Source organism: Loktanella sp. S4079 (genome assembly GCF_000967725.1).
Taxonomy (GTDB): Bacteria; Pseudomonadota; Alphaproteobacteria; order Rhodobacterales; family Rhodobacteraceae; genus Yoonia.
Genome location: NZ_JXYE01000002.1, coordinates 815,858 through 840,288 on the forward strand (window position 1 = coordinate 815,858; position 24,431 = coordinate 840,288).

General features: G+C 53.6%; 20 protein-coding genes and 1 tRNA gene. 7 read left to right on the forward strand and 14 right to left on the reverse strand.

Annotation, left to right across the window (positions count from 1 at the left end):
* The first annotated feature begins 582 nt into the window (after positions 1-582).
* The 3 genes from TW80_RS05210 to TW80_RS05220 all read left to right on the forward strand — a co-directional run bounded on the left by TW80_RS05210 (position 583) and on the right by TW80_RS05220 (position 10,049).
* Positions 583-2,991, forward strand: a complete 2,409-nt coding sequence (locus TW80_RS05210; protein WP_162197153.1) for a hybrid sensor histidine kinase/response regulator — start codon at positions 583-585, stop codon at positions 2,989-2,991.
* Between the two features lie 131 nt (positions 2,992-3,122).
* Positions 3,123-3,821 carry a hypothetical protein gene (locus tag TW80_RS05215; RefSeq protein ID WP_157033212.1) on the forward strand — a complete coding sequence of 233 codons (699 nt, stop codon included), beginning with the start codon at positions 3,123-3,125 and terminating at the stop codon, positions 3,819-3,821.
* Positions 3,822-4,199: 378 nt separating this feature from the next.
* Positions 4,200-10,049 carry a GEVED domain-containing protein gene (locus tag TW80_RS05220; protein WP_239450490.1) on the forward strand — a complete coding sequence of 1,950 codons (5,850 nt, stop codon included), beginning with the start codon at positions 4,200-4,202 and terminating at the stop codon, positions 10,047-10,049.
* Positions 10,050-10,072: 23 nt separating this feature from the next.
* Here TW80_RS05220 and TW80_RS05225 read toward each other — a convergent pair whose 3' ends face one another.
* Genes TW80_RS05225 through TW80_RS05240 form a run of 4 tightly spaced genes read right to left on the reverse strand, consistent with a single transcriptional unit; the run spans position 10,073 to position 13,595 of the window.
* Entirely contained in the window at positions 10,073-10,819 is a 747-nt protein-coding gene (locus TW80_RS05225) for an ATP-binding cassette domain-containing protein (RefSeq protein WP_045996241.1), read from the reverse strand.
* Entirely contained in the window at positions 10,816-11,757 is a 942-nt protein-coding gene (locus tag TW80_RS05230; protein ID WP_045996242.1) for an iron chelate uptake ABC transporter family permease subunit, read from the reverse strand. The genes TW80_RS05225 and TW80_RS05230 overlap by 4 nt, the downstream gene beginning before the upstream one ends.
* A complete protein-coding gene (locus TW80_RS05235; RefSeq protein WP_084625716.1) occupies positions 11,750-12,697 on the reverse strand; it encodes an ABC transporter permease in 948 nt (315 codons plus the stop codon). Before TW80_RS05235 ends, TW80_RS05230 begins: the two co-directional genes overlap by 8 nt.
* A 4-nt stretch (positions 12,698-12,701) precedes the next feature.
* Positions 12,702-13,595: a siderophore ABC transporter substrate-binding protein gene (locus tag TW80_RS05240; protein WP_045996244.1), complete on the reverse strand. Its 894-nt coding sequence runs from the start codon at positions 13,593-13,595 to the stop codon at positions 12,702-12,704.
* Positions 13,596-13,820: 225 nt separating this feature from the next.
* Here TW80_RS05240 and TW80_RS05245 point away from each other — a divergent pair.
* Positions 13,821-13,897, forward strand: a tRNA-Arg gene (locus TW80_RS05245).
* 89 nt (positions 13,898-13,986) lie between these two features.
* Here TW80_RS05245 and TW80_RS05250 read toward each other — a convergent pair.
* From TW80_RS05250 to TW80_RS05295, 10 genes are all read right to left on the reverse strand, one after another.
* Positions 13,987-15,210 (reverse strand): cysteine desulfurase, encoded by a 1,224-nt coding sequence (locus tag TW80_RS05250; protein ID WP_045996245.1) that lies wholly within the window; start codon positions 15,208-15,210, stop codon positions 13,987-13,989.
* Positions 15,207-15,797 carry a YIP1 family protein gene (locus TW80_RS05255; protein WP_045996246.1) on the reverse strand — a complete coding sequence of 197 codons (591 nt, stop codon included), beginning with the start codon at positions 15,795-15,797 and terminating at the stop codon, positions 15,207-15,209. Before TW80_RS05255 ends, TW80_RS05250 begins: the two co-directional genes overlap by 4 nt.
* Entirely contained in the window at positions 15,794-16,297 is a 504-nt protein-coding gene (locus TW80_RS05260; protein ID WP_045996247.1) for a YIP1 family protein, read from the reverse strand. Before TW80_RS05260 ends, TW80_RS05255 begins: the two co-directional genes overlap by 4 nt.
* Positions 16,297-17,583 carry a SufB/SufD family protein gene (locus TW80_RS05265; RefSeq protein WP_045996248.1) on the reverse strand — a complete coding sequence of 429 codons (1,287 nt, stop codon included), beginning with the start codon at positions 17,581-17,583 and terminating at the stop codon, positions 16,297-16,299. The genes TW80_RS05260 and TW80_RS05265 overlap by 1 nt, the downstream gene beginning before the upstream one ends.
* Positions 17,583-18,338: a Fe-S cluster assembly ATPase SufC gene (sufC, locus tag TW80_RS05270; protein WP_045996249.1), complete on the reverse strand. Its 756-nt coding sequence runs from the start codon at positions 18,336-18,338 to the stop codon at positions 17,583-17,585. The genes TW80_RS05265 and sufC overlap by 1 nt, the downstream gene beginning before the upstream one ends.
* Positions 18,339-18,498: 160 nt before the next feature.
* The gene (locus tag TW80_RS05275) at positions 18,499-19,008 is read right to left on the reverse strand and encodes a hypothetical protein (protein ID WP_045996250.1); all 510 of its coding nucleotides are present in this window, start codon (positions 19,006-19,008) and stop codon (positions 18,499-18,501) included.
* A 111-nt stretch (positions 19,009-19,119) separates the two neighbouring features.
* Positions 19,120-19,449 (reverse strand): hypothetical protein, encoded by a 330-nt coding sequence (locus tag TW80_RS05280; RefSeq protein ID WP_045996251.1) that lies wholly within the window; start codon positions 19,447-19,449, stop codon positions 19,120-19,122.
* Positions 19,450-19,492: 43 nt separating this feature from the next.
* Positions 19,493-21,016, reverse strand: a complete 1,524-nt coding sequence (sufB, locus tag TW80_RS05285; protein WP_045996252.1) for a Fe-S cluster assembly protein SufB — start codon at positions 21,014-21,016, stop codon at positions 19,493-19,495.
* Positions 21,017-21,028: 12 nt separating this feature from the next.
* Positions 21,029-22,060, reverse strand: a complete 1,032-nt coding sequence (locus TW80_RS05290; RefSeq protein WP_045996253.1) for a cysteine desulfurase family protein — start codon at positions 22,058-22,060, stop codon at positions 21,029-21,031.
* Between the two features lie 55 nt (positions 22,061-22,115).
* Positions 22,116-22,577, reverse strand: a complete 462-nt coding sequence (locus tag TW80_RS05295; RefSeq protein WP_045996254.1) for an Rrf2 family transcriptional regulator — start codon at positions 22,575-22,577, stop codon at positions 22,116-22,118.
* A gap of 163 nt (positions 22,578-22,740) precedes the next feature.
* Here TW80_RS05295 and TW80_RS05300 point away from each other — a divergent pair, with 163 nt between their 5' ends.
* The 3 genes from TW80_RS05300 to TW80_RS05310 are packed head-to-tail and all read left to right on the forward strand — an operon-like array spanning position 22,741 to position 24,376.
* Entirely contained in the window at positions 22,741-23,394 is a 654-nt protein-coding gene (locus TW80_RS05300) for an alpha/beta hydrolase (RefSeq protein WP_045996255.1), read from the forward strand.
* 5 nt (positions 23,395-23,399) lie between these two features.
* Positions 23,400-23,795 carry a hypothetical protein gene (locus tag TW80_RS18510; protein WP_342585887.1) on the forward strand — a complete coding sequence of 132 codons (396 nt, stop codon included), beginning with the start codon at positions 23,400-23,402 and terminating at the stop codon, positions 23,793-23,795.
* Entirely contained in the window at positions 23,795-24,376 is a 582-nt protein-coding gene (locus TW80_RS05310) for an HD domain-containing protein (RefSeq protein WP_045996256.1), read from the forward strand. Before TW80_RS18510 ends, TW80_RS05310 begins: the two co-directional genes overlap by 1 nt.
* Positions 24,377-24,431: the final 55 nt, after the last annotated feature.

Sequence of the window (24,431 nt, forward strand, 5' to 3'; positions counted from 1 at the left end):
TACTCGTCACCATTCGGACTAAACGCGATACCATATTAATAGCCTGTTTACTTTTGGACGCATATTGTTCGCCTACGCAATTTACCTATCCAAACGTGTACAGAACTATCCCATGGAGAGTATTTCGATGTCTCCTCAACATCTATACCAATAAGTTTAGGTACGATCTTAACACGGGGTCAATACAACCAAAGGCAGAAATATAGACTTGGAGAGTAATTTGTTAACGCGTACATCAAAACTTCTGCTGTGCAAGAATGGTATCCTATCATCCGCTGCATCGCGTGGCCGAACGGGCTGGCGCGGCATTGGTCCAACGTCTGCGCGCGTGAACAATGAAACTGCGCATCCTGTGGCAGTCTCAGCATGATTGTTTCGGCACGAATCTCGAATTTTTTAGCGGGTGCATTGACCTGCAAATGCACGCGACACCGTTGTAAAGTCGCGCTTCTCGCTGTGATTACGCTATTGTCGATTGCCGTTCTCTCTACACTGGGGACCCAAGTCCGCAATGAAATCCATCACCTGAGACGCGCGTCGATCGATAATATTCAATGGAACCTATCACAACTTGAGGTAGATATGCTTACCTTTCAAGATTCGCTTGATCGGTTCAATAACCCGGTCGCCCCGACAACCGTGACGGATGTACGCCGTCGGTTTGATGTTTTGTACAGTCGCTACAATGCGTTAAGTTCGGGCCGCACTTTTGAAATCATTCGCGTCAACCCCACCACTCTCGCGGCGCTCCAACAGATCGAAACCTTTTTGGTCACTCACACGCCAACCATTGACGGGCCGGATACAGAATTATCCGCGCGCACCCTTATTATGGCGAACGAACTGCGCGATCTACGCGCCGATGCCCGCCAAATTGCAATCGACGGAATTACAAGCTTTGCAGAAGAAGCCGACGAACACCGCGAACATGCATCGTCCCTGCTCTACCAGATATCGGTGCTTGCCATTTCCCTGATTGTATTTCTCATTGCGTCGCTGTCCGTTCTTTTTCGTCAGTTTGAAAGCGCACAAGAAGAAAGTCACCAACACAAGCTCACCAATGTCAGATTGCAAGCCATCGTTGGGGCCTCACTGGATGCGATTATCGTGACAGATGAAGCGGGTACTGTTTTAGACTATAATGATGCAGCCGTTGGCATTTTTGGCTATGCAAGAAAGGAGGCCATTGGCGCCACACTTTCAGATTTGATTAGCCCAGCCTCAAGCCACGAAGAACGGAGCGCCGACTTTGCCCGGCTCTTTTCTGACGAAGGTACAGGTTTTGTCGGCAGCGGCCTCTCCAAGATCGTGGCCCAGCATAAAGATGGGCACGAATTCCCTATTGAAGTGTCGGTCGCATCGTCAGCAGGTGCAGACGGGATGATATTTGTATCGTTCCTACGTGATATTTCACAGCGTGAAACGGCTAAACGCGAACTCACAACTGCCCGCGACGAAGCCCTCGCAGCAGATAAGGCCAAGACCGAGTTCCTTGCAGTAATGAGCCATGAAATGCGGACACCGCTGAATGGGATCATGGCAACGCTTGATCTGCTTTCGGCAAGTGACATCAAACCAAAGCAGCGCAACTATGTCGAAGTCGCTCAGAAATCGAGCAAGTTTCTGTTGCGTCACATCAATGACGTTCTGGATATCTCCAAATTTGAGGCCGGAAAACTAACGCTCAAGAGCAATCGCTTCTCGCCTGTTGCTCTTTTGCAAGAGATGGCAGAAGGCAGCCAGCTTTTAGCGGCCTCTCAGGGAAATGATGTCTCGGTGAATTGTGATTTTGCTCCAGGGCAAAAGATCATCGGTGATCAGTTCCGGATCAGTCAGATACTCATGAACCTTGCTGGCAATGCTCTCAAATTCACCTCTAATGGCGACATTGAATTCTCTCTAAGTACGCTCAAAGGTGCCCACGACAGCGAGATGATTGAGTTCCGGGTCACCGACAACGGTATCGGCATCCCCGATGATCAGTTGAACACGATCTTTGACGATTTTGTTGCGCTTGATACGTCGTACAGCCGACGTGCTGACGGCACTGGCCTTGGACTTGGCATCTGCAAACGCCTTGTTAAGGCAATGGGCGGCGAGATCGGTGTCGAAAGCATCGTCGGAGAAGGCAGTTCGTTCTGGTTTACCGTCCCGCTACAGATGATTGAGGGTGAAACAAGCCACACCGAGACCGCCACACCGAAACCCACGCCATCCCTCGACCGAGGCAAAGCTGATCATCGCTCGATTCTTTTAGTTGAGGACAATCAAATTAACCGATTTGTCGCGCGCGAGATGCTCGAAAACCTCGGCCATCGCGTCGTCGAGGCGCATGACGGCAAAGAAGGCGTGATGCTGGCCAACCAACATGCGTTTGACCTGATTTTGATGGATATCAGCATGCCTGTCATGGATGGCGTCACGGCTGCCCGCGAGATACTCGAATCGGACGGCAAGAGCTCGGATGCCTATATCGTGGCGTTGACGGCACATACGCAGCCTAGCGAACGGGCGCGCTTCCGAGAGGCCGGGATGTCAGATTATTTGACGAAGCCAGTGCGCATGGAAACTCTGCGCAGCACGCTGGAACGCGCGTTGGTGCCGATCACTGAGGCGGCGAAAACACACGAACCCCCAGCGCCTGCTGGTGATCTCATAGACCATTCGGTCTTGAACGACATGCTCGACTTGTTTGGCCCGGCGCGCTTTGACGAGCATCTTGTCAAATTGGAAAACGAATTTGACGAGGCGTTTCGGCAAATCGAATCTGGAATTCCGCTGGATCAGATCGAACCTTTAGCGCACCGCCTTATGGGGTCTCTCGGCACCTTTGGCGCGACGAAAATTGTTTCAATTCTGGGTCGTGTAGAACAGGCTTGCCAATCGATTGACTCACCGTCGGTCGAGCAAAATTTAAAGCGTGCAAAGGATTGCTGGATTGAGACCCGCCAGCAACTACTGGAAATGACAAAGCTCGTCGATCCCGTCTGAAACCTATCCGAAAGGCGATAGGGCTATCCTTTATCCGTTTCAACTATCCGTCCCCTGACAAGATATTTGTGATGTCCCATGGCAACCTGAACGAGACGAAGGGTTTTAGTAGACGCGGTAAAGGTACATCCATGAAACGTTTGAACTGGCATTTAATGGTCTCAGCCTGTTTGATTTCGGGGAGCATGGCACATGCGCAGCCGCGCCCCTCGGTAACAATGGTACCCATCAACGTAAATTTTGAATGGGATACAGCATCGACCTCGCAGTTTTGGGCTGCCGCCCGTGCAGGTAAACTCCGTGCGCCGACAACACGGCAAGTCGTTCCTGCCCCCTCCTCACTTCAAACAAGCGGCAGCCCGATCTCTCGGCTGTTGTCGCTCATTGCTTATGCCGAGGCCGACCAACGCGGCTACGATACCATTCATCAAGGGGCACGACGCCTGCCCCCGTCACTGCCGACGGAAATGACAGTCGGTCAGGTTCTCGCTTGGGTCGATGATACGCCCGGGCAACCGCATGCCATTGGTCGCTACCAATTTATCCCCTCCACTCTGCGAGATCTGATGTATCGCGCAGGCTATTCACACAACATGCGCTTTAGTGCCGAACTTCAGGATAATCTTGCGTGGATCTTGCTCCATGATGCAGGGTTCCAGGAATTTGTGGATGGGCGCATGAACCGTACCGCTTTTATGAACAACCTCGCCAAGGTCTGGGCTGGACTGCCCACAAGTACCGGACGATCAGCCTATCATGGTTATGCTGGCAACCGAGCAACCATCAGCTGGTCCACATTTAACCGGGAAATGTCTTCGATATTCGGATAAAACTCTTCCCCCGCGTATCAGAATAGCGACGACACCAGTACCGACCTCAGAGCGTTGTATTTGCCCCCGGCCTGCCCTGCCCGGGGGCAAATTTTTATTCGATCAACTAATAGGTGCAATAGCCTCGGAGATCTGCATTTTACCCTACTTCTGACGAGATCGCCAAAAACTATGCAAAAGTATAGCTATTTACTCAAATGACCCAGAGGATGTGCATCCGCACTTTATGGATTGGCTTGGCAATTTACTAGGATTGATATCAGGTTTGGATCGTCCATTCATTCATCAACTCAATCTTGAGTTTAAATTCCAACGGACGAGCGATAGACTAAAATCATGCTGCGTTGGTGGGTTAACGCAGACAGAAAGGTTACCATCGTGACGATTACGCAGAAAACGATTTTTCCGAAACGCTTCGACCGCAAAGCGATTGCGGTTCTTGCCGCGCTCAGCCTGAGCAGCGCATTGGTGACGCCAGATCGGCTTGATGCTGGTGATTTCACGTTTGATTGGAGCGTTATAGATTGGCCCGAAGGGTCACTGGGTCCAAATACCTATACATTGACTGACCAATATGGGTTTCAGATTGATTCACGAATCCAAATGTCAGGCATTTTTGAGAGCTATGGACCCGCTAATTCACCAAACGATGACGTCATCTTTGGCGGCAACGTCGAAAGCCTAATTTTGGTGTCAGATGCACCCGTCGGCTCAGCGAATGTTGGGGATGCAACAGTCAGTACAACCCTTAGCTTTTCATCGGGCGGTATCGTGTTTCCCGTCGATGGGTTAGAGCTCAGAGTTCTGGATATTGACGCGACAGATAATAACAACGCATCCGATCGGTGCGACTTTGTCACTTTGACCGGGAACAACGGTAATCCACTCTTGACCGTTGCATCTGCAACGCCGACGGTGTTGGTTGGTCCGGGTCCGGGCTCTGGCGGGACCGGGGCACTGGCTGCGAACCAAGCGCAATGTATTTATGTCGACGGTTTTGGAGCATCACCAACGTCGAATAACGACGACACCGGAACGATCATAGCGACCTACCCCAACGATACGTCGTCAACGACCATTTTTTACGATGAATCAATTGGCAATGTACGCCCGCTCTTTCTAGGAGAAGATCCAGCCGCGCGTGGCATAGGTGTTCTTGGAGATATTGCATTCAATGTCGATCAGTCGATTTCGCTTAGCCGTTCTGTGACACCGACGACAGGATTGGCCGGCGATTCAGTTACTTATGAATATGTCGTCACCAATAACGGGGCTCTGCCATTTAACACCGGACAAGACCTGATTATCGAAGATGATTTACTGGGTACGGTGACCTGCCCAGCCATTACGGCACCTGTCGCGCCGGGTGGCACAGTAACCTGTACAGCCCCCTATACGATCACGCCTGCGGATGCGCTTACTGGTTCAGTAAATAGTAACGCAACTGCCGGGATTGGTGCGATTGGCCAACCTTTTGCAACGCGTCTACAGTCAAATACGGCTAACTTGAATGTCGTTACAATCACACCGCCAGGCGAGCCTGGTCCACAGACCTGCTCACCAGAGTCGGTTTTCAGCAAAACACGCACACAACTGGCTGGTCCAGGCAGTGCGGCGGCACCGACGACCTCTGACATTTTCCTCTATGACGACGTCACATTTGACACCAATGGGAACCCAATTGATATCGTAATGCAGTTGCAAGAAATCAGCAACGCTATCAACGTCGAGATTAGCAGCGGTCTAGAGGCACGGATGGTTCCGGCCGACAACGGATACGTGACCTATAGCTTGCGGCTAGTGCAGGATGGTTCCGCGACACCGTCAAACCCGCAGGGTACCCCAATCGAGCTAAGCCGCATCAACGGCGTGATCGTGCAACAAACTGACGTCGATAGCCGCGGTGCTGGTGACGATTCATCAGACGTTGTTGGCGTCTCTCTTACCCCCACCACGCTCACGCATTTCAACACTGCACCACTCGCTTCGTTTCCAGCGGCTGGCACTGCGATTGCCATGGACCCCGCAAAAACGGGTGACCCAACCAACTGGACCGACGAGCCAAACGAGACCGCCTTTGACAACTACGTCACTTACGAGTTCGACTCGTTCCAAGAAGGAACCTTCATTCACGGCTACACTGGCACTTCGATAAATCCCGCGACCCGGGGATCTGGTATCTTGCTCTGTGCGATTGCCAATACTTCGCCCACTGTGGTCGCCGAAGATGATGACTACACCGCAACTCCGATCAACTCTGTTGGTGGTGGCACCACTGGTGAGGTCATGGCAAATGACACCATCAACGGACTGCCCGCAACGTTCCTCAACGCAACAATTAGTGTGATCTCAGAGGCCACGCCTGTCACCACGGGTGCTTTGGTTCCCACGCTGGTGACAAGTGGTGTCGATGAGGGCCGCGTGGTCGTTCCCGATGGTGTACCTGCTGGCAATTACTTTATCGAATATCTGCTTTGCGATGCCACGGATACAACGGATTGCGACCGGGCAAAGGTCACCATATCGGTTTACGATGGTAATGGATTTGATTTCGGTGATGCGCCGCCCAGCTACCTCACGGCGTCGCATGGCGTCCCCGATACGCCCGTTATCTATCTCGGCGTGGTTCCACCCGACGCAGAACTCGTTGCGCAATCTGACGCGACAGCGACGGCTGACGATGTTTTCAACATCGACGATGAAGACGCGGTATCGTTCCCCATCCTGACGCAAGGGACAATCAGCACACTGGATGTCGGCGTTACCGGTAACGGGACACTTCAGGCATGGATCGACTTTAATGGCGATGGCCTGTTTGAACAAACGCTGGGCGAACGTATCGCAACCGACCTCAGAGACGATGGTTCCGCCTTTGACAATGTCGCAGGTGACGGTGTCATCCAAATTGACGTTGCCGTGCCAACAGACGCCACTACGGATACCACATTTGCGCGTTTCCGCTATTCAACCAGCCCAGGCCTATCACCCACGGATTTCGCCCCAGACGGAGAAGTCGAGGACTATTCGCTGGTTATTGCTGCAGCTGATCTGGTTGACCGCGGCGACGCGCCAGCCAGCTATGGCGATCCACGTCATATCATTGTCGATGATATTTTCCTTGGGGCAGGTATTCCTGACTCTGAAACGGATCCACAGAATAGTGTCGATGCGGACGCCGATGACTTCGCGGGTGCAGATGATGAAGATTCTGTCGCTGTTTTCCCAGTGTTTGAGGTCGGCACCACTGTGTCCGTAACAGTCCAGACACATGAAACACTTAGTTTACAATACGCGCTGGGCATCCCCGTCACGAGTGGCGTCACAAACCTGCAAGCGTGGATCGACTTTGATCAGAACGGCACCTTTGAGCCATCTGAACAAGTTGCCACGAACTACCGTGATGGTGGCATCGGCGACACTGACGGGATTTTCAACAACCAGATTAGCTTTGATGTGACCGTCCCCAATACCATTAGCAGCGGATATACTTACGCCCGTTTGCGTTGGTCCACCTCGAGCGCGCTGGTGTCGGACCCATTTGACGGGCTCAACTTTGACGGTGAGGTCGAAGACTACGAGGTTGTGCTCTCGGCTGGGGCGGTGCCATTCGAATGCGACGGTACACTCTACCGTGTCGCAAGAGTGGATTCCCAGTTGCAGCGGCTCGTCTTTAGCGAAGACGGATCAGGCGGTTACACGATCGACGCCACCAATGTCGGTGCACCCGCAGGGGTCGCCTATAACGGTGGTTGGGGCTATAACGCAGTTGACGGCCTGTTTTACGGTGTGCGCGAATTTGAACGCGACCTCGTACAGCTCGATTCAACTGGCAAATTTACGGTTGTCTCAACACTGCCACCGACAGCCGCGACCGGTTATAACTCGGGCGATATTCTGTCGAACGGGATCATGATCTACCGGGTCCAAGGGACCAATGATTTCCAACTCCTTGATATCACCGACCCGACGAATCCAATTGATGCGGGGCTTGTGACGCTGACCTCTGCGGTTGATCCATTCGACATCGCCTTTAACCCCAATGACGGTATGATCTATGGTGTGAACCATGTGACGGATCGGTTGTTCTACTTTGATCCTGCGGATGGTGCCCCCGGCACACGGACACCTGTTGAATTCGGCCCTGCAATCTGGACCGAAGCTTATGGCGCAATCTGGTTTGATTTCTATGGTCGGATGTATGTGAACCAAAACACCTCGAATGAGATGTACGAAGTTGACGTTGGCATTCAGGGTAATGGCACAGGCAATCGCGAGTTGATTAGCGTGATCACCATCAGCGAAGAGTTCCGCAACGATGGCGCTGGCTGCCCGTCTCGGTTGGGCCCGCTGCCCCCAGAAGGCGCATTGGCCGGCACGGTATACGAAGACACCGATGGCTCTGGCGCCTTTGACAATGGTGAAACCGGCATTCCCAATATCTCGGTCGATATCTACAACGACAACGGGACACCCGGCACGATTGTAGATGATGTGTTGGTTACCTCTGTCGTCACTGCTGCCGACGGTAGCTATCTGGTCGAAAATCTCTCCGCCTTGAACACCTACCGTATCGAGGTCGAAGATGCCGATGCTGATATGCCTGCAGGCTATCAAAGCGTGACACCCAACCCGCTCACTGCAATCCGTGTAACTGCGGGCAGTACGCGCGGCGGACTGGACTTTGGTTTTGCCCCCGGCGAGGCAGATCTGTCGATCACTAAAACTGTGGAACGAACCTCTGATGGTGCTACCGTAACATCTGCTGCCGAAGGTACCGAGCTAGAGTTCGTGATCAGCGTCACAAATAGCGGTCCTGCCTCAGTTGCCAGCGTGTTGGTGAACGATATTCTACCGAGCGGCTTTGCCTATGTTTCGGATGACGCGGCATCGCAGGGCAATACCTACAACGCCTCAACCGGGCGCTGGGATGTTGGCGGGCTTGCCATCGGTGAAACCAAGACCTTGCGGATCACTGTGACGATGTTGGGCAGTGGTAACCACACCAACATCGCAGAGATCATCTTTAGCTCTGTCGATGATCCCGATAGCGACCCATCTGTGGGGACCGCAACTGATGACCTCAGCGACGGAATTCCAGATGATGATGAAGCATCCGTCACAGTCGCTCTCGATAATGGTGAACGGCTTTTGTCTGGTCGGGTCTTTATCGACAACGGTGTGAATAGCGGGACAGCCCATGACGCCATCGTTAACGGGTCCGAGACTGGCACTCAAAGCGCGACTTTGACGATCTTAGATGGTTCGGGATCAGTCATCGCCACACCGACCATCGCCGCAGATGGCAGTTGGGCATATGCATTGGATGGCAGTTATTCCGGCCCGCTGAGCGTCAGCGTTGCACCCCTGCCCGGCTTTATCACGGTTTCAGAAAATGACAGCGGATTGCCAGCTTTGGCGAACAGCGACCCACATGATGGCAATTTCACCTTCACCCCTGATGCGAGTAGCAATTACTCTGGCCTCAATATCGGGATTGTACGTGCACCGACGCTCACCCGCGATCAAGAAGCCAGCGTCGAAAGCGGGCAAGTCGCGACACTCCAGCACGAATACACGGCCTTCACATCGGGTACGGTTACGTTTAGCTATGCCAATCCGAATATGGCTCCGCCGAATAGCTTTAGTGCGACGCTCTATCGCGATACCGATTGCGATACGACACCTGACACACCGATAAACGCTCCGATCACGGTGTCCGCCGGAGACCGCTTGTGTCTGGTGTCGCGTGTGACCGCCAATTCAGGCATCGGCCCCGGTAGCAGCTATACATACGATTTGGTGGCATCTACCGCACTGAGCGCGACAACCGTTGTCAGCACCAGCCAAAATACCGACCGGATCGTGGCTGGCGGTGGCGCTGGGCGGCTTGAACTGAGAAAAACCGTACGCAACATCACCCAAAACACCCCAGAAGGCGCGTCCAATGGCGGTGCGATTGGAGATGTCTTGCGCTACCAGATCTACCTGCGCAACCCAAGCAGTGCTCCGGCGACCAACGTGATTATCTATGACAAGACACCGTCATACACGGCGCTCGCTTCGCCAATCGCCTCGCCGACAACATTGGGCAACAACCTCATTTGCGTTGTGTCACAGCCAACCAACAATGTGGCAGGATATGTTGGACCGCTACGCTGGGATTGCACGGGGACATATGAACCGGGCGAAGATGACTCTGTCTTCTTTGACGTGGTGATTTCCCCCTAGGACCCGATTGATTTGGCGGCACCTTACCGCCAAATCACCGCAGATTTGCCGTTAACCTCTGCAAGCTCTAACGGCACATCATACAGGTCTGTGAGCCGCTCTGAGGTAATCATATCTTGGCAAGGGCCGACCGAATGCACGCAACCATCCTTAACGGCGACGACCCAGTCAGCGTAATTCGCCGCGATCGAAAGATCATGCAGCACGAGCAAAACAGTGCGGTCTTCCAACCCTTGCAAACGTTCCATGATGTCGCGCGTATATTTCGGATCAAGCGCGGCCAGCGGCTCGTCCAATAGCATCCAAGGCGTGGTTTGGGCATAACACATTGCCACAAATGCCCGTTGTTTCTGCCCGCCTGACAGCGTTTCAATATCCCGCTGCGCTAAGGTCTCGAGGTCAAATCGGCTGAGCGCATCGGCAATTGCGGCGTGGTCTTCGGCTTTGAGGCGCCCCCGATGATGCGGCCAACGGCCAAAGGCCACCAAGTCCCGCACGGTTAAACGCGGTACCGCACCTTGGTTTTGGGTCAAGAACGCTAAGACGCGGGCGCGTGCCTGTTCGCCCAATTGGTGTAGGTCTTGACCATCAATCGTTACCTGCCCGCTATCTGGCTGAACGAGCCCGGCAATCACATGCAATAGGCTGGATTTACCTGCGCCATTTGGCCCGACAATTGCAACGATACCGCCCTTGGGAATTTCCAGAGAAACTTGGCGCAAGATTTCCACGCCCCCTCTGGACAGATTGACATCATTTACCCTGATCATGAGGGCCTCCGCAGCACAAGAATAAGGAAAAGCAGGCCACCGACAAATTCGACGACAATCGCGAGCGACGATTGGAATGCGAAAACGCGCTCGAAGGTTGTCTGACCAACAACGAGGATCACCGCGCCAATCAATGCCGCCCCAGGGATCAACACCAAATGTCGATGATCTTTGAGCCAGGCATGGGCAAGACTGGCGGCGATCAACCCCAAGAACACCACAGGCCCCACAAGCGCGGTGGAAACGGCCACCATAAGCGACACGATAGACAACGCGATGAGGATAAACCGGTCATACCCCAAGCCCAATGTACGGGCTTTGTCGCGTCCAAAAGCGACGACATCCAATTTGCGCGCAATCCCAAGACACAGCCCAAAGGCTACAAACAGAGAGATACTCACGATCCCGATCAGCTCGTCATCGATGACGTTAAAGCTTGCGATTGTGGCCTGTTGCAGCACAGCAAACTCAGATGGATCCAAGAGGCGCTGCGCAAATCCCGCCAACGCTCGCAAGAGCGTGCCAATGATGACGCCGGTCAGGATCATACGAATGATGTCGCCCGCCCCTTTGCGAAAAAGGATGCCGAATAGCCCAACTGCAAAAAGCGTGAGCAACGCGGTTTCAACGCCAAACTTTGCCATCGCGGGCAAATCCAGAAAGGCAGAGCTCCCCAAGATCAGCACCAACATCGTTTGAACAAAGACAAACAGTGCGTCAAAGCCAACAACGCCCGGCGTTAGCAAACGGTTCGTAGCAATGGTTTGGAAAACAACCGTAGCCGCCCCAGCCGATGCCCCAACAACGACAAGCGTCACCAGTTTTTCAGCACGCAAGTTCAAGATAAACCATGTTGGGCCGCGCAAGTTCCAAAACAGGAACATGCCCGAGGCGACCACGAGCAGCGCGCCCAAGATAAACAATCGCCGCTCAGCCATGTTTGCTCGACCTTGGGATATTCAACAACCACAAGAAAATGACGGCGCCAATCATCGCGAAAATTGTCGCTGCAGGAATTTCATAAGGCCACCGAACGATCCGGCCGATCACATCCGAAGCAAGCACAAATCCACCGCCCAGAAGCGCGATTTTTGGCAGGTTTTGCCGCAAATTATCCCCCCAAATCCGTGAAACGATATTTGGAACGACCAATCCGACAAAAGGCAGTGAGCCAACCGTCACAACGATGACTGAAACGCAAACCGCAACAATTGCCAAACCCAAGTAGACAGTTTGTCGATAGTTCAAACCCAACGAACGCGCGTAATCCTCGCCAAGGCCAAGGATCGTGATCCGATCCGCCAATAGGTAGAGCGCGCCAGCGACACCAGCCACCAGCCACAACAGCTCGTACCGGCCCTTCAGTACGCCCGAGAATTCGCCAGATTGCCAAACCCCGATATATTGCACCAAATCCGTGAGCCAAGCCGCATAAAGCGCGATCGAGCTGAGCACACCAGCATAGATCAACCCAACCAGCGGGAGCAGCATTGGATCTTTGCGAGGCACCAAACGCGCAAGCAGAAAGAAACCGCAAGTCCCGATCAATGCCGATACAGTCGCGGCAGACATCTTGATGATCAGCGCCGCACCCGGCGCGATCATTGTCACCGCCAATAGACCAATCATCGCGGCCTCTGGCGTACCCACAAGCCCCGGTTCAACCAGCCGGTTCTGTACCGTCTGTTGAATCACAACGCCCGACAAGGCAAGCCCTGCCCCAGCCAGAATGGCGGCACAAGTTCTGGGAAAGCGGCTCACCGCGAGCAGCAGGCCGGCATCCAAATCACCATTTACAATATTGGTTGCGCCAATCAAAAGGCTCGCCCCGATCAACAGGACGAACCCCAAGACCGCCGCAACGGTCAGCCCACGCAAAGCCTTAGCCGCCGAAATCGTCGATCAACTGATCCAAGATGATCTGCAAAGCATTCGCGCCACCTGCTGCTAAATACAACGGCGCGCTATCGAGATAGATGATCTGGCCATTTTGTCCCGCTGTCGTACCCGCCACCAAAGGATTGTCTAGCGTCACTGCTGCCGCTTCGCCTTCGCGGCCAATCGCGGATAGGCGGTCGATCACCAAAATCCAATCAGGGTTCACGTCGGCGATGAACTCGAACGATACTGACTCACCGTGGTTTTCCGCTGTGATCTCCGCGAATGCCTCGGGGATACCTGTTGCTGTGTGCAACCATCCAAAGCGGCTATCGTCGCCATAGGCAGAGAGTTTGCCACCGTTTGTCATCAGGATCAGTGCGCCGCCTTTCCCTTCAACGGCGGTGTTCACTGCTTCTAGCTTGGCCTCAATGGTGCCGATCACCTCTGCAGCTTCGTCCTGCTTATTGAACAAAGTACCGTATGCCTCGATCCGTGCGCGAGAATCAGCAAGCAGGTCAGCCCCGCGCAGGGTCATGTCGATCGTTGTTGCAACCTCAGACAGGCCTTCGATTGCGGCCTGTGAACGTCCACCCGCAATGATCAAATCGGGTCCCAAAACAGCGAGCTTTTCAAAGTCCGGCTCGAATAATGTACCCATCGTGTCGACATCGCCCATCGCACCCACCAAAAACGCAGGCGGTCCAAAGGCAGGTACGCCGTCCACCTTCACCCCAAGCGCATCAAGCGTATCAATGGCGGCGAGATCAAACGCAACAACGGTTTCTGGCGCAGCCTCAAGCGTTGCCTCTCCATCAAATACAGCGATGGTTACCTCTTCGGCAAAAGAGGCAAATGGTGCGCAGACTAGCGCAATAGACGAAGCAAATGATTTCATTTGGTTTTCCAGTCTTGGTAAGGTCACAAGCGAGTAATTCCGACTAAAAATGTCAGATTCATATCGGCTGAGTAACCCACTCAATCGCCCGGTGCAATCGGGTGTTCGCAAGATATGGGTAATTTCGCGATCAACCCTATCGATCGCCAAAACAATTCTCGAAACTCGGATGATTTGATTGGAATGACTTGCACCCGCCGTTCACCGCAGCTATCAGAGCGCTAGGCACCCGTAGCTCAGCTGGATAGAGCGCTGCCCTCCGAAGGCAGAGGCCAGAGGTTCGAATCCTCTCGGGTGCGCCACCTTCAACGTATGAGAATTATTCGAAAATTGGGCGCGGTGAAGTTTGTGCTGTTGCGGCGACGTGGGACGCCGCCGCAGATATCTTGGCTTAGCTAAAAAGCTCGTGGCAGAGTTCGAGCGCATCGACCAAGGCGTCGACCTCTTGCGCGGTGTTGTACATCGCAAAAGACGCGCGACAGGTTGCACCAACCCCCATGTGTTCCATCAGCGGCATCGCGCAATGCGTCCCCGCCCGCACCGCCACCCCTTTTTTGTCGAGGACGGTGGAAATGTCATGCGCATGTGCAGCACCATCGAGCGTGAATGAAAAAATGGCGCCTTTGGTCGCTGATTTACCCTGAACATTCAACCAGTTGAGACCATCAAGCCGCTTGCGCGCATAGTCACAAACCGCCCTTTCATGCGCGGCGATTTCGGACATACCGATATCCATCATATAGTCCAAAGCAACGCCAAGCCCGATCATCTGCACAATGCCCGGCGTGCCTGCTTCGAACTTCATCGGGGGATCGTTATAGGTCACTGCATCGCGTGATACTTCGCGGATCATGTCGCCACCGCCCATAAAGGGCTGCATTTCTTTCATGCGTGCAGGCGCAACGTAGATCGCACCCGAAGATGAAGGACCATAAAGTTTGTGCCCGGTAATCGTATAAAAATCGCAACCAATATCCGCCACGTCGACAGGCATATGAACGGCGGCTTGGGAACCATCGACAAGTACAGGCACGCCTTTGGCATGTGCACCAGCCGTAATGGTTTTCACGTCCACCACGGTCCCTAAAACATTCGACATATGTGTGACGGCCACCAATTTGGTTTTAGGGCCAATGGCATCGATGACTTTTTGTGGGTCAAGATCGCCATTCGCATCCACATCGACCCATTTGATCGCGACACCCAATCGTTCGCGTAGAAAATGCCAAGGCACGATATTGGCGTGATGTTCCATGATGGACAGTACGATCTCGTCGCCGGGTTGCAGACGTGGCATCGCCCAAGAATAGGCAACCATGTTGATGCCTTCGGTCGAACCCGAGTTGAAAACGATGTCGTCTTCGGAACTTGCGTTCAAGAAGCGCGCGATCGTGCCACGGACGGCCTCGTATTTATCGGTGGCAAGGTTGCTCAGGTAATGCAGACCACGATGCACATTAGCATATTCTTCGGCATAGCCGCGCGTAATGGCGTCAATCACCACCTGCGGCTTTTGGGCAGATGCACCGTTATCTAGATAAACCAGTGGCTTTCCGTTTACCTGACGGGATAAAATTGGGAAATCCGCACGAATTTTACTTACATCAAAGCTCATACAGGCTCTCCTGTCGGGGTAATACCAAGCAGCGCCATCATGATGACGACTGCAAAAATTGTTCCGATCAACGCCAAGCCTACTGTTCCGACGGCGCGACCTGTGGATTGGAAACCATGGAGGGTTTTGACAAAATGCACGAGGCACCAAATCAAGATCGCCAGTGCGATCATACCAAAGAGACCGGCAAGTGTGGGGCTGATCGCCATCAACAACACTTGGGCTACATCAAACGTTAGTCCGACCGCTTGCAGCCAAATCACCACCATAAGCGCCTGATCAAATTGACCAATTCCACCCAAGACCTGACCAGATTGTGCCAACGACAAGGCAAGCACAACGATGCTGCCAAAAATAACGATCCCCAGTGAAATCGGCGTAACTTGGATCAAGGCCGCCTCTGCGGGGAGTGGCCTGATGATCGACACAGCCGCCATTACCAGCACATTCAGAATGGCCAGAAAAGCAGCCGCCTGGATCAAGGTACGACGCGAAAATTGGTAGGACAACACCTGTGACGCTGTCTGCGCAGGATCATTCAGCGTTGCACCAACCGCGTGAAGCCAATTTTGGAGGCTCAGCTTCATTCCGCGCGTTCCGTCGCAATCATGCATTGGATGAAGATTACAGCAAATACAGCCGCCCAAATCCCGCCCACGATCACGGATTGTGGTCCGGGTCCGATAAACCCACGGACCAAACCATGCAGCAATAGCAAAGGTGTCGTTGTCAGAAGCGCCCAAAACAAGCTAAGACGTGCTGAATACCAGCTCCCCTTCCCCCGCAAGATTTTGGCAAGAAGGTGCGCTACAGCGGCGACCCCATAGAGCGCCAAGGGCAACATGATCACGACAGCGTAGAACGTGTAGGTCATCATCCCTTCAAAATTGATCTCTGGCGGCCATGGTGATTGCTCAAAGCCATTGGCGATCCGCGACAGTCGCGGCCACTGGGCAACAAAGATCAAAAAGCAAGCGATCATAACAAAGGCGACGGCACGATCTTCGCGCCGTCCCTGTGCCATCAAATCGCGGATCACGGCACGCGGGGCGCGCCATGTCCGGACGATATCAGCGGTCAATGCCATTAGCTACGCCGCGCCAACCAACCTTCGAGCCGCGCCCGAAGTTCTTCTGCCAGTGCTTCGTCTTCGATCTCCTCAAGCGCTTCGGCCATAAAGGAGAGCGTCAACAAGTTGCGCGCATCGGCCAGAGGCACACCGCGAGACCGCAGATAAAACAGTGCCGTTTCGTCGATCGCACCTGAAGTCGAACCATGTGAACAGGCCACATCGTCGGCATAGATTTCCAGCTCTGGCTTGGCCAGAAACTGTGCATCATCGTCCAACAAAAGCGATTGGCTGATCTGATAGCCATCGGTCTTTTGGGCGTCTTCCTTTACCAAGATCTTGCCTTGGAACACACCCGTAGCACCGTTACGCAGCACCTTCTTAAAGACCTGACGGCTTTCGCAGTTCACGGCGTCGTGCGTGATGAACACGGTGTCATCGTGATGAAAATCCTTGCCGTCACCGACACAGGCACCAGCAACATGGGCGACGGCATCATCGCCAACGATCTCAAGCACGCATTCATTGCGGGTCATGACGCCATTTACCGTGAGCGTGAAAGACTTGAACGTCGCTTCTGAACCGATCTTTGCAAAGCAGTACGTCGCAGTGCGACGCTCGTGGTCACGCCCTTGGGCGCGCACATGGTGGAAGGTTCCGCCATCTGCTACGTCCACCTCAAGGCAGCTCGAGAAACGTGCCGCAGCTGGACCGTTTTCCAGCAACGTAACTTCTGCGCCACTGTCCACTTTGACGAGGTTATGCAGAACCGCATCAGAGTTCTCATTCTTGTGCAGGTAGACAAGGTTGATTGGCTTTGCCACTTTACCGGTCACATGCAGGACAATCCCATCGGTTGCCACAGCGGTATTCAACGCAGCCAACGGGCGTTCTACCGGGTTTTGACCACGCGCTTCAAGCACGCCGTAGATATCTTTGACCCAGTGAATATCGGCAGCCATGACATCGGCCAGACGTTCAATCACGACGTTCTCAGCCGATAAATCATCGGACGCCGCCTCATCAAAGACACCGTCGACAAAGACGATCCGCAAGCGATCAATGCTATCAAAAAGCGGCGCTTCGTCAGACACAAAGACCGCAGCCTTTGGCGCGTCCTTAACCGTGAGATCAGTCGGGTTGGTATATTTCCAATACTCATCGCGCTTAGACGGCAAACCCATCGTGCGCACACGCGCAAGCGCGTCCTCGCGCGCAGTTGTCGACCAAGCAGCGCCCGCAGGCAAGGTCACCCCGGCCAAACGCGCCTCTGTCGCTTCAGATTTGAGTTTTGCAAGCGCCATTAGGACACCTCTGCCAGAATGTCGGCATAACCGTTGTTTTCGACTTCTAGGGCCAGCTCAGGACCGCCTGTTTTCACGATCTTACCGTCAGCCATGATGTGTACAACGTCAGGTTTGATGTGATCCAACAAACGCTGATAGTGGGTAATGACCAAGAACGAACGCCCCGCATCGCGCAATGCGTTCACACCGTCCGCAACCAGCTTCATCGCGTCCACATCCAGACCCGAGTCAGTCTCGTCCAAGATGCACATCTTTGGCTCAAGCATCGCCATTTGCAGGATCTCGTTACGCTTTTTCTCACCGCCAGAGAAACCAACGTTCACGGGGCGCTTGAGCATATCCGCGTCGATCTTCAGTTCTTTGGCCTTTTCGCGCACGACCTTGAGGAAATCACCTGCACTCAGCTCTTCTTCGCCACGTGCCTTGCGCTGTGCGTTTACCGCTGTCCGCAAGAAAGTCATGTTACCAACACCGGGAATTTCGACCGGATATTGAAAAGCAAGGAACAGCCCTTCTGCTGCGCGCTCTTCGGGTTCCATCTCAAGCAGGTCTTCACCCTCAAGCTCTGCCGAACCGTCAGTCACTTCGTATCCGTCTTTCCCAGACAGCACATAAGACAGGGTCGATTTACCAGAGCCGTTTGGCCCCATAATCGCGTGCACTTTGCCGGTCTCAACGGTCAAGTCGAGCCCTTTAAGGATTTGCTTATCCTCATCTTCAAGTTTGACCTTCAGGCCTTTGATTTCTAGCATTTTTCTTCCTTCAAGATTTCAGCACGAACGTGCGTATAACGTGACACAACCTCGGGCTACGAGGCTGCGAATAAGTGATCACTTTGATTGTGTGAAAGGCCGAGCGCGCCGCGAATATCGCGACGTACTACGGCTGGAGAACTGTAAGCGAGCGTCTGCCCTAGAACGCGTAGACTGTTCCGTGAATCAGCGCAGAACCGACGGAGGTGTGCGAGGTGACATATGCCACGTGCTCGGGAGAAAAGATCGACGTCATCACCTCGGGCCATTTCCAGACAAGATTGTGTCCCACGACCATCATCAGACCGAGACCGGCGAACTGGCCCAACCGCGCCAAAAACCCGCGACGCTTCATGAGTGCGGAAAACATCAGCATAATCCAAAGACCGACGAGTAGATCGGTAAAGCTGATGGCTGGACTGCCACCAACCATACCAAGGTAGCGGACCCGAACGACTTGGGCGCAAAACATTGCCGCGCCGCCGATGACCATCGCAACCAGAGCCGCAGACAACATCTGATTGCCTTCCGACGCCTTCTTTACTGGCTGCGGACGTGCAAGACGTTTCGGGACATGCATCTTCATGTCTGGATCGTAATAAGAGTTGTTGCGCGGATTGTTGATACGCTTGATCCGTTGCTGAAACTCTGATTGACCCAAATTTGCCATGCTGCGCGTTCTCGTCTTGTCGTTTTGCAGCTATAACTGAACGCAAACTACGGCAAGATCGGGGCCGCACATGGGCAGTGTCGGGGTATTTGAATACAGTGTCCATTCTACTTACCCCGCATCAAGTGTCGTAACATTGTCCGAGATCACATCCAGACCAATGACGTTCCGCTGCACTAGATTGTTGAAGCGGTAACAATTCAAGTTGGCGCTAAGAACGACGTCATCGCCCATCACTACGGTTTTTTTGAACCGCTGAGAGATAACCGAATCTGAAACTCGCAACACACGAACATCTGTTGCAAATTCATCGTCTTGGGGTTCATGCCCCAGCACCTGACAAAACCCCTTACCAAGCAGCGGCTTAGAAGGTTGATCGCTCAGCGGATTGGCCGCTACATCCACCACGCACAACGGCTCCGATGGCAGCAAAGCTCCCATCGAAATCGCCGCATGTGCCTTTGCGGAAATAGCCTTTGCCTCCTTAGCCAACTGACCCCTCCAGAGAGATCGCAACCAGTGCCTGTGCCTCCATTGCGAATTCCATTGGCAACGCTTGCAGGACTTCCTTACAGAATCCGTTCACGACCAATGCAACCGCTTCCTCTTCGTCCATGCCACGGGCGCGGCAATAGAACAGTTGATCATCATCCACCTTTGATGTGGTGGCTTCGTGTTCAACGCGGCTGCTGTTATTTTTGACCTCGATATAGGGCACGGTGTGCGCACCACATTTATCACCGATCAAGAGGCTATCACATTGGGTGTAGTTACGGCTGTCTTTGGCTTTGGGGTGCATCGACACAAGACCGCGGTATGTGTTTTGGGCCTTACCAGCCGAGATACCTTTGGATACGATCCGAGACTTGGTGTTTTTGCCCAAGTGCACCATCTTAGTGCCTGTATCCGCCTGCTGCATGTTGTTTGCAATCGCTATGGAATAGAATTCACCTTGGCTATCGTCACCACGCAGAATGCAGCTTGGGTATTTCCAAGTCACGGCAGAGCCCGTTTCCACTTGGGTCCACATCACCTTGGCGCGGTCACCACGGCAATCCGCCCGTTTTGTCACAAAGTTATAAATACCGCCCTTCCCCTCTTCATCACCGGGGAACCAGTTTTGAACGGTCGAATATTTCACTTCGGCATCTTCTTCGACGATGATTTCCACAACAGCGGCATGTAACTGCGCAGTATCACGTTTCGGGGCGGTACAACCCTCAAGGTAGGATACGTATGATCCTTTGTCCGCAATGATCAATGTACGCTCGAACTGACCAGTGTTCTCGGCGTTGATCCGGAAATATGTGGACAGCTCCATTGGGCAGCGCACACCAGGTGGCACGTAAACAAACGACCCGTCAGAGAACACCGCAGAGTTCAGCGTCGCATAGAAATTGTCTGATGGTGGCACGACTGTACCTAGGTATTTCTTGACCAACTCTGGGTGTTTTTCGATGGCTTCTGAAATGGAACAGAAGATCACGCCCGCTTTTTCAAGTTCCTTCTGGAAGGTTGTACCAACTGAAACAGAGTCAAAAACCGCGTCGACGGCGACTTTGCGTCCTTCAGCTGGCATGGCCTCGGCACCTTCAACACCGGCCAAAATCATCTGCTCTTTCAAAGGGATGCCCAGCTTTTCGTAGGTCGCCAAAAGCTTAGGATCGACCTCATCCAGAGACTTCGGCTTTTCTTCCATGCTTTTTGGGCGAGCGTAGTAGTAAATATCTTGGAAGTCGATATCTGGATAGTCGACCATTGCCCACTTTGGCTCTTCGATATTCTCCCAGCGGGCAAAGGCGCTCAAACGCCACTCTGTCATCCACTCGGGCTCGTTGTTCTTGCCTGAAATCAACCGCACGATATCAGGATTTACGCCCTTAGGTGCGTAATCCATTTCAATCTCGGTTTCCCAACCGTACTTATAGGTTCCAGACAGCTTTGAGACCGCATCAACGGTTTCCTGATCAACGCCTTCTTTGACCTCTATGTCCTTGATAGCAGTCATCTTACTTTCCTCTTAAGCGGCCCGAAGGCGCGCACGTTTCTTTGTCCAAGCCTGCGCGAAACGCAAAACTTCATCTTCTGTTGTCTCAATCCCCAGCGACACCCGCAAAGCACAGGCTGCTCCATCATCATCAAGGCCAATCGCGCGCAGCACCCGGCTCGTCTTGACCTTGCCAGACGAACAAGCCGACCCAGCCGATACGGCGAAACCGGCCAAATCCATCGCCATCACTTGGGTTTCGCCCTTCCACCCCGGCGTTGCAAAGCAACTGGTGTTAGGCAATCTGTTCGCATCTTTCCCGACAAAAATAGTGTTCTTTTCGTCAGCCTCAATGGCCTTCTCTAGAATATTTCTAAGTTGTGCAACCCGTTCCCACTTTCCGGCCGCAAGGTCAGCTTGCGCAGCAACTGCTGCGGCCCCCATCCCTGCGATTGCGACAACATTTTCTGTACCAGATCGACGGCCCATCTCTTGGCCGCCACCTTTGATCTGGGCCGCTACATCGGTGCCAGCCGGAAAGATCAACGCGCCCACGCCTTTAGGACCGCCAAATTTATGCGCCGAAAGAAACACCATCTGCACCCCCGACCAACCAAATGCAAAAGGCAGCTTTCCAAACCCTTGGGTAATATCACTCACGGCCAAACCCTCTGGCAGCGATTGCACAATTCCAGTTTCGGAATTTGCCAATTGCAAGACCGACTGACCGGGATCGACAACTTCCACCAATCCGTTCACGACGGGTAAAACAGGATCAATCCAGGCATGAACAGCATCATGCTCAATCGGTGCGGCCTTGAGATCGCGCCCCGCGAGCGCAAGAGCCGCCGCCTCTGTTGCGCCAGATGTGAATACCACATCTGCTCCGGATGCCCCGACCGCCTCGGCAACCTGCAAACGCGCCTTTTCAATGATTGCCTTTGCAGCACGGCCCTCAGCATGCACAGAGGACGGGTTCCCAACGACATCCATCGCCGCGATCATTGCCCCGCGCGCTTCGGCCCGCAAAGGGGTCGTCGCGTTATGATCCAGATAGGTTCTCATCTCATCATCTTGCCAAAAAAACTCCGGGGGAGGCCGCAGGCCGGGGGCAGCGCCCCTATTCCTCGTCCACAACCTCAAACAACGCAGGCACGGCCGGACATGGCGCCAGACCATTTCCAATCACGTCAGACAATCGGGCTTGGTGCAAGAACACATAAACATGCGCGCTCAGGCCCTCCCACAAACGATTCGTCAGTGACTGCGCACGCGACCCTGATGCCCCGCCCGAGGCACCAGCCCCCTTATGCATCGCAGAGACGGTTTCATCGACGGCCCCTAGAATGTCAGACACACGAATTTCCGATACATGTTTCGCCAACCGGTATCCCCCACCAGGTCCACGCACCGATTCCACCAATCCGGCGCGACGCAGCTTTACAAATAGCTGCTCAAGATACGGCAGCGAAATATCCTGCCGTTTGGAAATCTCAGTCAAATTCACAAGCGTATCCGGCTTTTGAAGCGCCAAATCGGCCAGTGCGACCATCGCATAACGGCCTTTCGTGCTTAATTTCATCTCTCTCTCCCCTGCAAAGGCGCAATTTTATTGACGGCAAGGCGCTGCGTCATTACTCCACCGAGACCAGACAATTTGGGATTAGACCCAGATTAGAATCTTTCTAAGGTGCCCAAGCATTTTCGTCAACAATGCTCATGCACCACAGCAGCGACGGATTAAAATGCCCGAAGTCATCTTTCCCGGACCAGAAGGACGCCTAGAAGGGCGTTATCACCCTCAAAAGGATCGCGACGCTCCGATTGCGATTGTTCTGCATCCGCATCCGCAATTTGGCGGCACCATGAACAACCGCGTCGTCTATAATTTGCACTACGCGTTCTACAATATGGGTTTTACCGTTTTGCGGTTTAACTTCCGTGGTGTGGGTCGCTCCCAAGGTGAATATGATCAAGGCGTGGGCGAGCTCTCTGATGCAGCTTCAGCGCTGGATTACCTGCAATCAATGAACAGTAATTCAAAACATTGCTGGGTTGCTGGTTTCTCGTTTGGGGCATGGATCGGAATGCAACTGCTGATGCGCCGCCCCGAGATTACCGGTTTTATCTCGGTCAGCCCGCCTGCGAACATGTATGATTTTAGCTTCCTTGCGCCCTGCCCATCCTCAGGCTTGATCATTAACGGATCGAACGACCGCGTGGCGCCGCCTGCTGATACTGTGAATCTTGTGAGCAAGCTTCACGAACAAAAAGGTATCACCATTACCCACACGGAAATGGAAGGTGCTGGACACTTCTTTGAAGATCCACACATGGACCCTATGATCGACAATGTAAAAACCTACGTGCGTCGGCGTCTCACTGAAAATACACGGTAATCAAAATGGCAGAATCCTACGTTCAACGCGTTGCAGATGAACTCGCTGACCTTGCGTTGGCAGATCAAAAGGCATCAGGTGACATTGCGATCGTAGATGCCATTGGTGATATTCTTGGGGCGTCTTCGCAGACGCTTCAAGAAACCTATCTGACGTCGGTGCGTGTTCGCCGCGCCGAAGAACGCGCCCGTGCGTTGCTGGATTCGCGACTGGCCAATGGCTACCAAGAGGCGCCAAAACCCGAAGCAGCACCCATGCAGGGTCTGCCTGACCCAGAGCCAGAGGTGGCAGAGCCTGTCGAAGAACCTGCAGCACCCGAACCCGTTGCCGAAGAACCGCCTGCGGCACCAGAACCCGCCCCAAAACCAACCATCGGTATGCCGCGCCGGATTAAGCGCTAATGTCTGAACGTATCGCGGCCCAACTTGCGTTCCTTGTTGAGGTCGACAAGCTGAAATCCACCCTGCGCGCGACGACGCTTTGCGATGGATCGCGCCGCGAAAATTCTGGCGAGCACAGTTGGCACATTGCGCTATATGCGATGGTTATGGCCGAACATTCCAACCGTCCGATTAACGTGAACCGGGTCATTCAAATGCTGTTGATCCACGATATCGTTGAAATTGACGCAGGCGACAATCCGATTCATGGCGACCACGATCCCGCGGAACAAGACGCCGTTGAACAGGCCGCTGCTGATCGCATCTTTGGACTTTTGCCATCTGACCAAAGCGCCAATTTTCGCGCGCTCTGGGACGAGTTTGAAGCCGCCGAAACCGATGATGCGATCTTTGCCAAGTCGATAGACCGTGTGCAGCCGGTCATCTCCAACCTTGAAACTGACGGCGGGACGTGGCCCGAATACAAGGTCACCCCCGCGCAACTCCAAACCCGCGTTGGCACAAAGGTTCAACGCGGCGCACCAGCGATTTGGGAAGCCTTGAAGGCCCGCATTGACGGCTGGTTTGCACAAAACACCTAGCATTCTGCACAAAAGCGCATATTTGGCGCGTCTTTCCCCTATACAAACACGACGC

What these genes read in the sequence shown, in the direction of transcription:
- TW80_RS05210 (WP_162197153.1), top strand. Translation starts at nt 583, where the DNA reads ATGCTTACCTTTCAAGATTCGCTTGATCGGTTCAATAACCCGGTCGCC.
- TW80_RS05215 (WP_157033212.1), top strand. Translation starts at nt 3,123, where the DNA reads ATGAAACGTTTGAACTGGCATTTAATGGTCTCAGCCTGTTTGATTTCG.
- TW80_RS05225 (WP_045996241.1), bottom strand. Translation starts at nt 10,819, where the DNA reads ATGATCAGGGTAAATGATGTCAATCTGTCCAGAGGGGGCGTGGAAATC.
- TW80_RS05230 (WP_045996242.1), bottom strand. Translation starts at nt 11,757, where the DNA reads ATGGCTGAGCGGCGATTGTTTATCTTGGGCGCGCTGCTCGTGGTCGCC.
- TW80_RS05240 (WP_045996244.1), bottom strand. Translation starts at nt 13,595, where the DNA reads ATGAAATCATTTGCTTCGTCTATTGCGCTAGTCTGCGCACCATTTGCC.
- TW80_RS05250 (WP_045996245.1), bottom strand. Translation starts at nt 15,210, where the DNA reads ATGAGCTTTGATGTAAGTAAAATTCGTGCGGATTTCCCAATTTTATCC.
- TW80_RS05255 (WP_045996246.1), bottom strand. Translation starts at nt 15,797, where the DNA reads ATGAAGCTGAGCCTCCAAAATTGGCTTCACGCGGTTGGTGCAACGCTG.
- TW80_RS05260 (WP_045996247.1), bottom strand. Translation starts at nt 16,297, where the DNA reads ATGGCATTGACCGCTGATATCGTCCGGACATGGCGCGCCCCGCGTGCC.
- TW80_RS05265 (WP_045996248.1), bottom strand. Translation starts at nt 17,583, where the DNA reads ATGGCGCTTGCAAAACTCAAATCTGAAGCGACAGAGGCGCGTTTGGCC.
- sufC (WP_045996249.1), bottom strand. Translation starts at nt 18,338, where the DNA reads ATGCTAGAAATCAAAGGCCTGAAGGTCAAACTTGAAGATGAGGATAAG.
- TW80_RS05275 (WP_045996250.1), bottom strand. Translation starts at nt 19,008, where the DNA reads ATGGCAAATTTGGGTCAATCAGAGTTTCAGCAACGGATCAAGCGTATC.
- TW80_RS05280 (WP_045996251.1), bottom strand. Translation starts at nt 19,449, where the DNA reads ATGGGAGCTTTGCTGCCATCGGAGCCGTTGTGCGTGGTGGATGTAGCG.
- sufB (WP_045996252.1), bottom strand. Translation starts at nt 21,016, where the DNA reads ATGACTGCTATCAAGGACATAGAGGTCAAAGAAGGCGTTGATCAGGAA.
- TW80_RS05290 (WP_045996253.1), bottom strand. Translation starts at nt 22,060, where the DNA reads ATGAGAACCTATCTGGATCATAACGCGACGACCCCTTTGCGGGCCGAA.
- TW80_RS05295 (WP_045996254.1), bottom strand. Translation starts at nt 22,577, where the DNA reads ATGAAATTAAGCACGAAAGGCCGTTATGCGATGGTCGCACTGGCCGAT.
- TW80_RS05300 (WP_045996255.1), top strand. Translation starts at nt 22,741, where the DNA reads ATGCCCGAAGTCATCTTTCCCGGACCAGAAGGACGCCTAGAAGGGCGT.
- TW80_RS18510 (WP_342585887.1), top strand. Translation starts at nt 23,400, where the DNA reads ATGGCAGAATCCTACGTTCAACGCGTTGCAGATGAACTCGCTGACCTT.
- TW80_RS05310 (WP_045996256.1), top strand. Translation starts at nt 23,795, where the DNA reads ATGTCTGAACGTATCGCGGCCCAACTTGCGTTCCTTGTTGAGGTCGAC.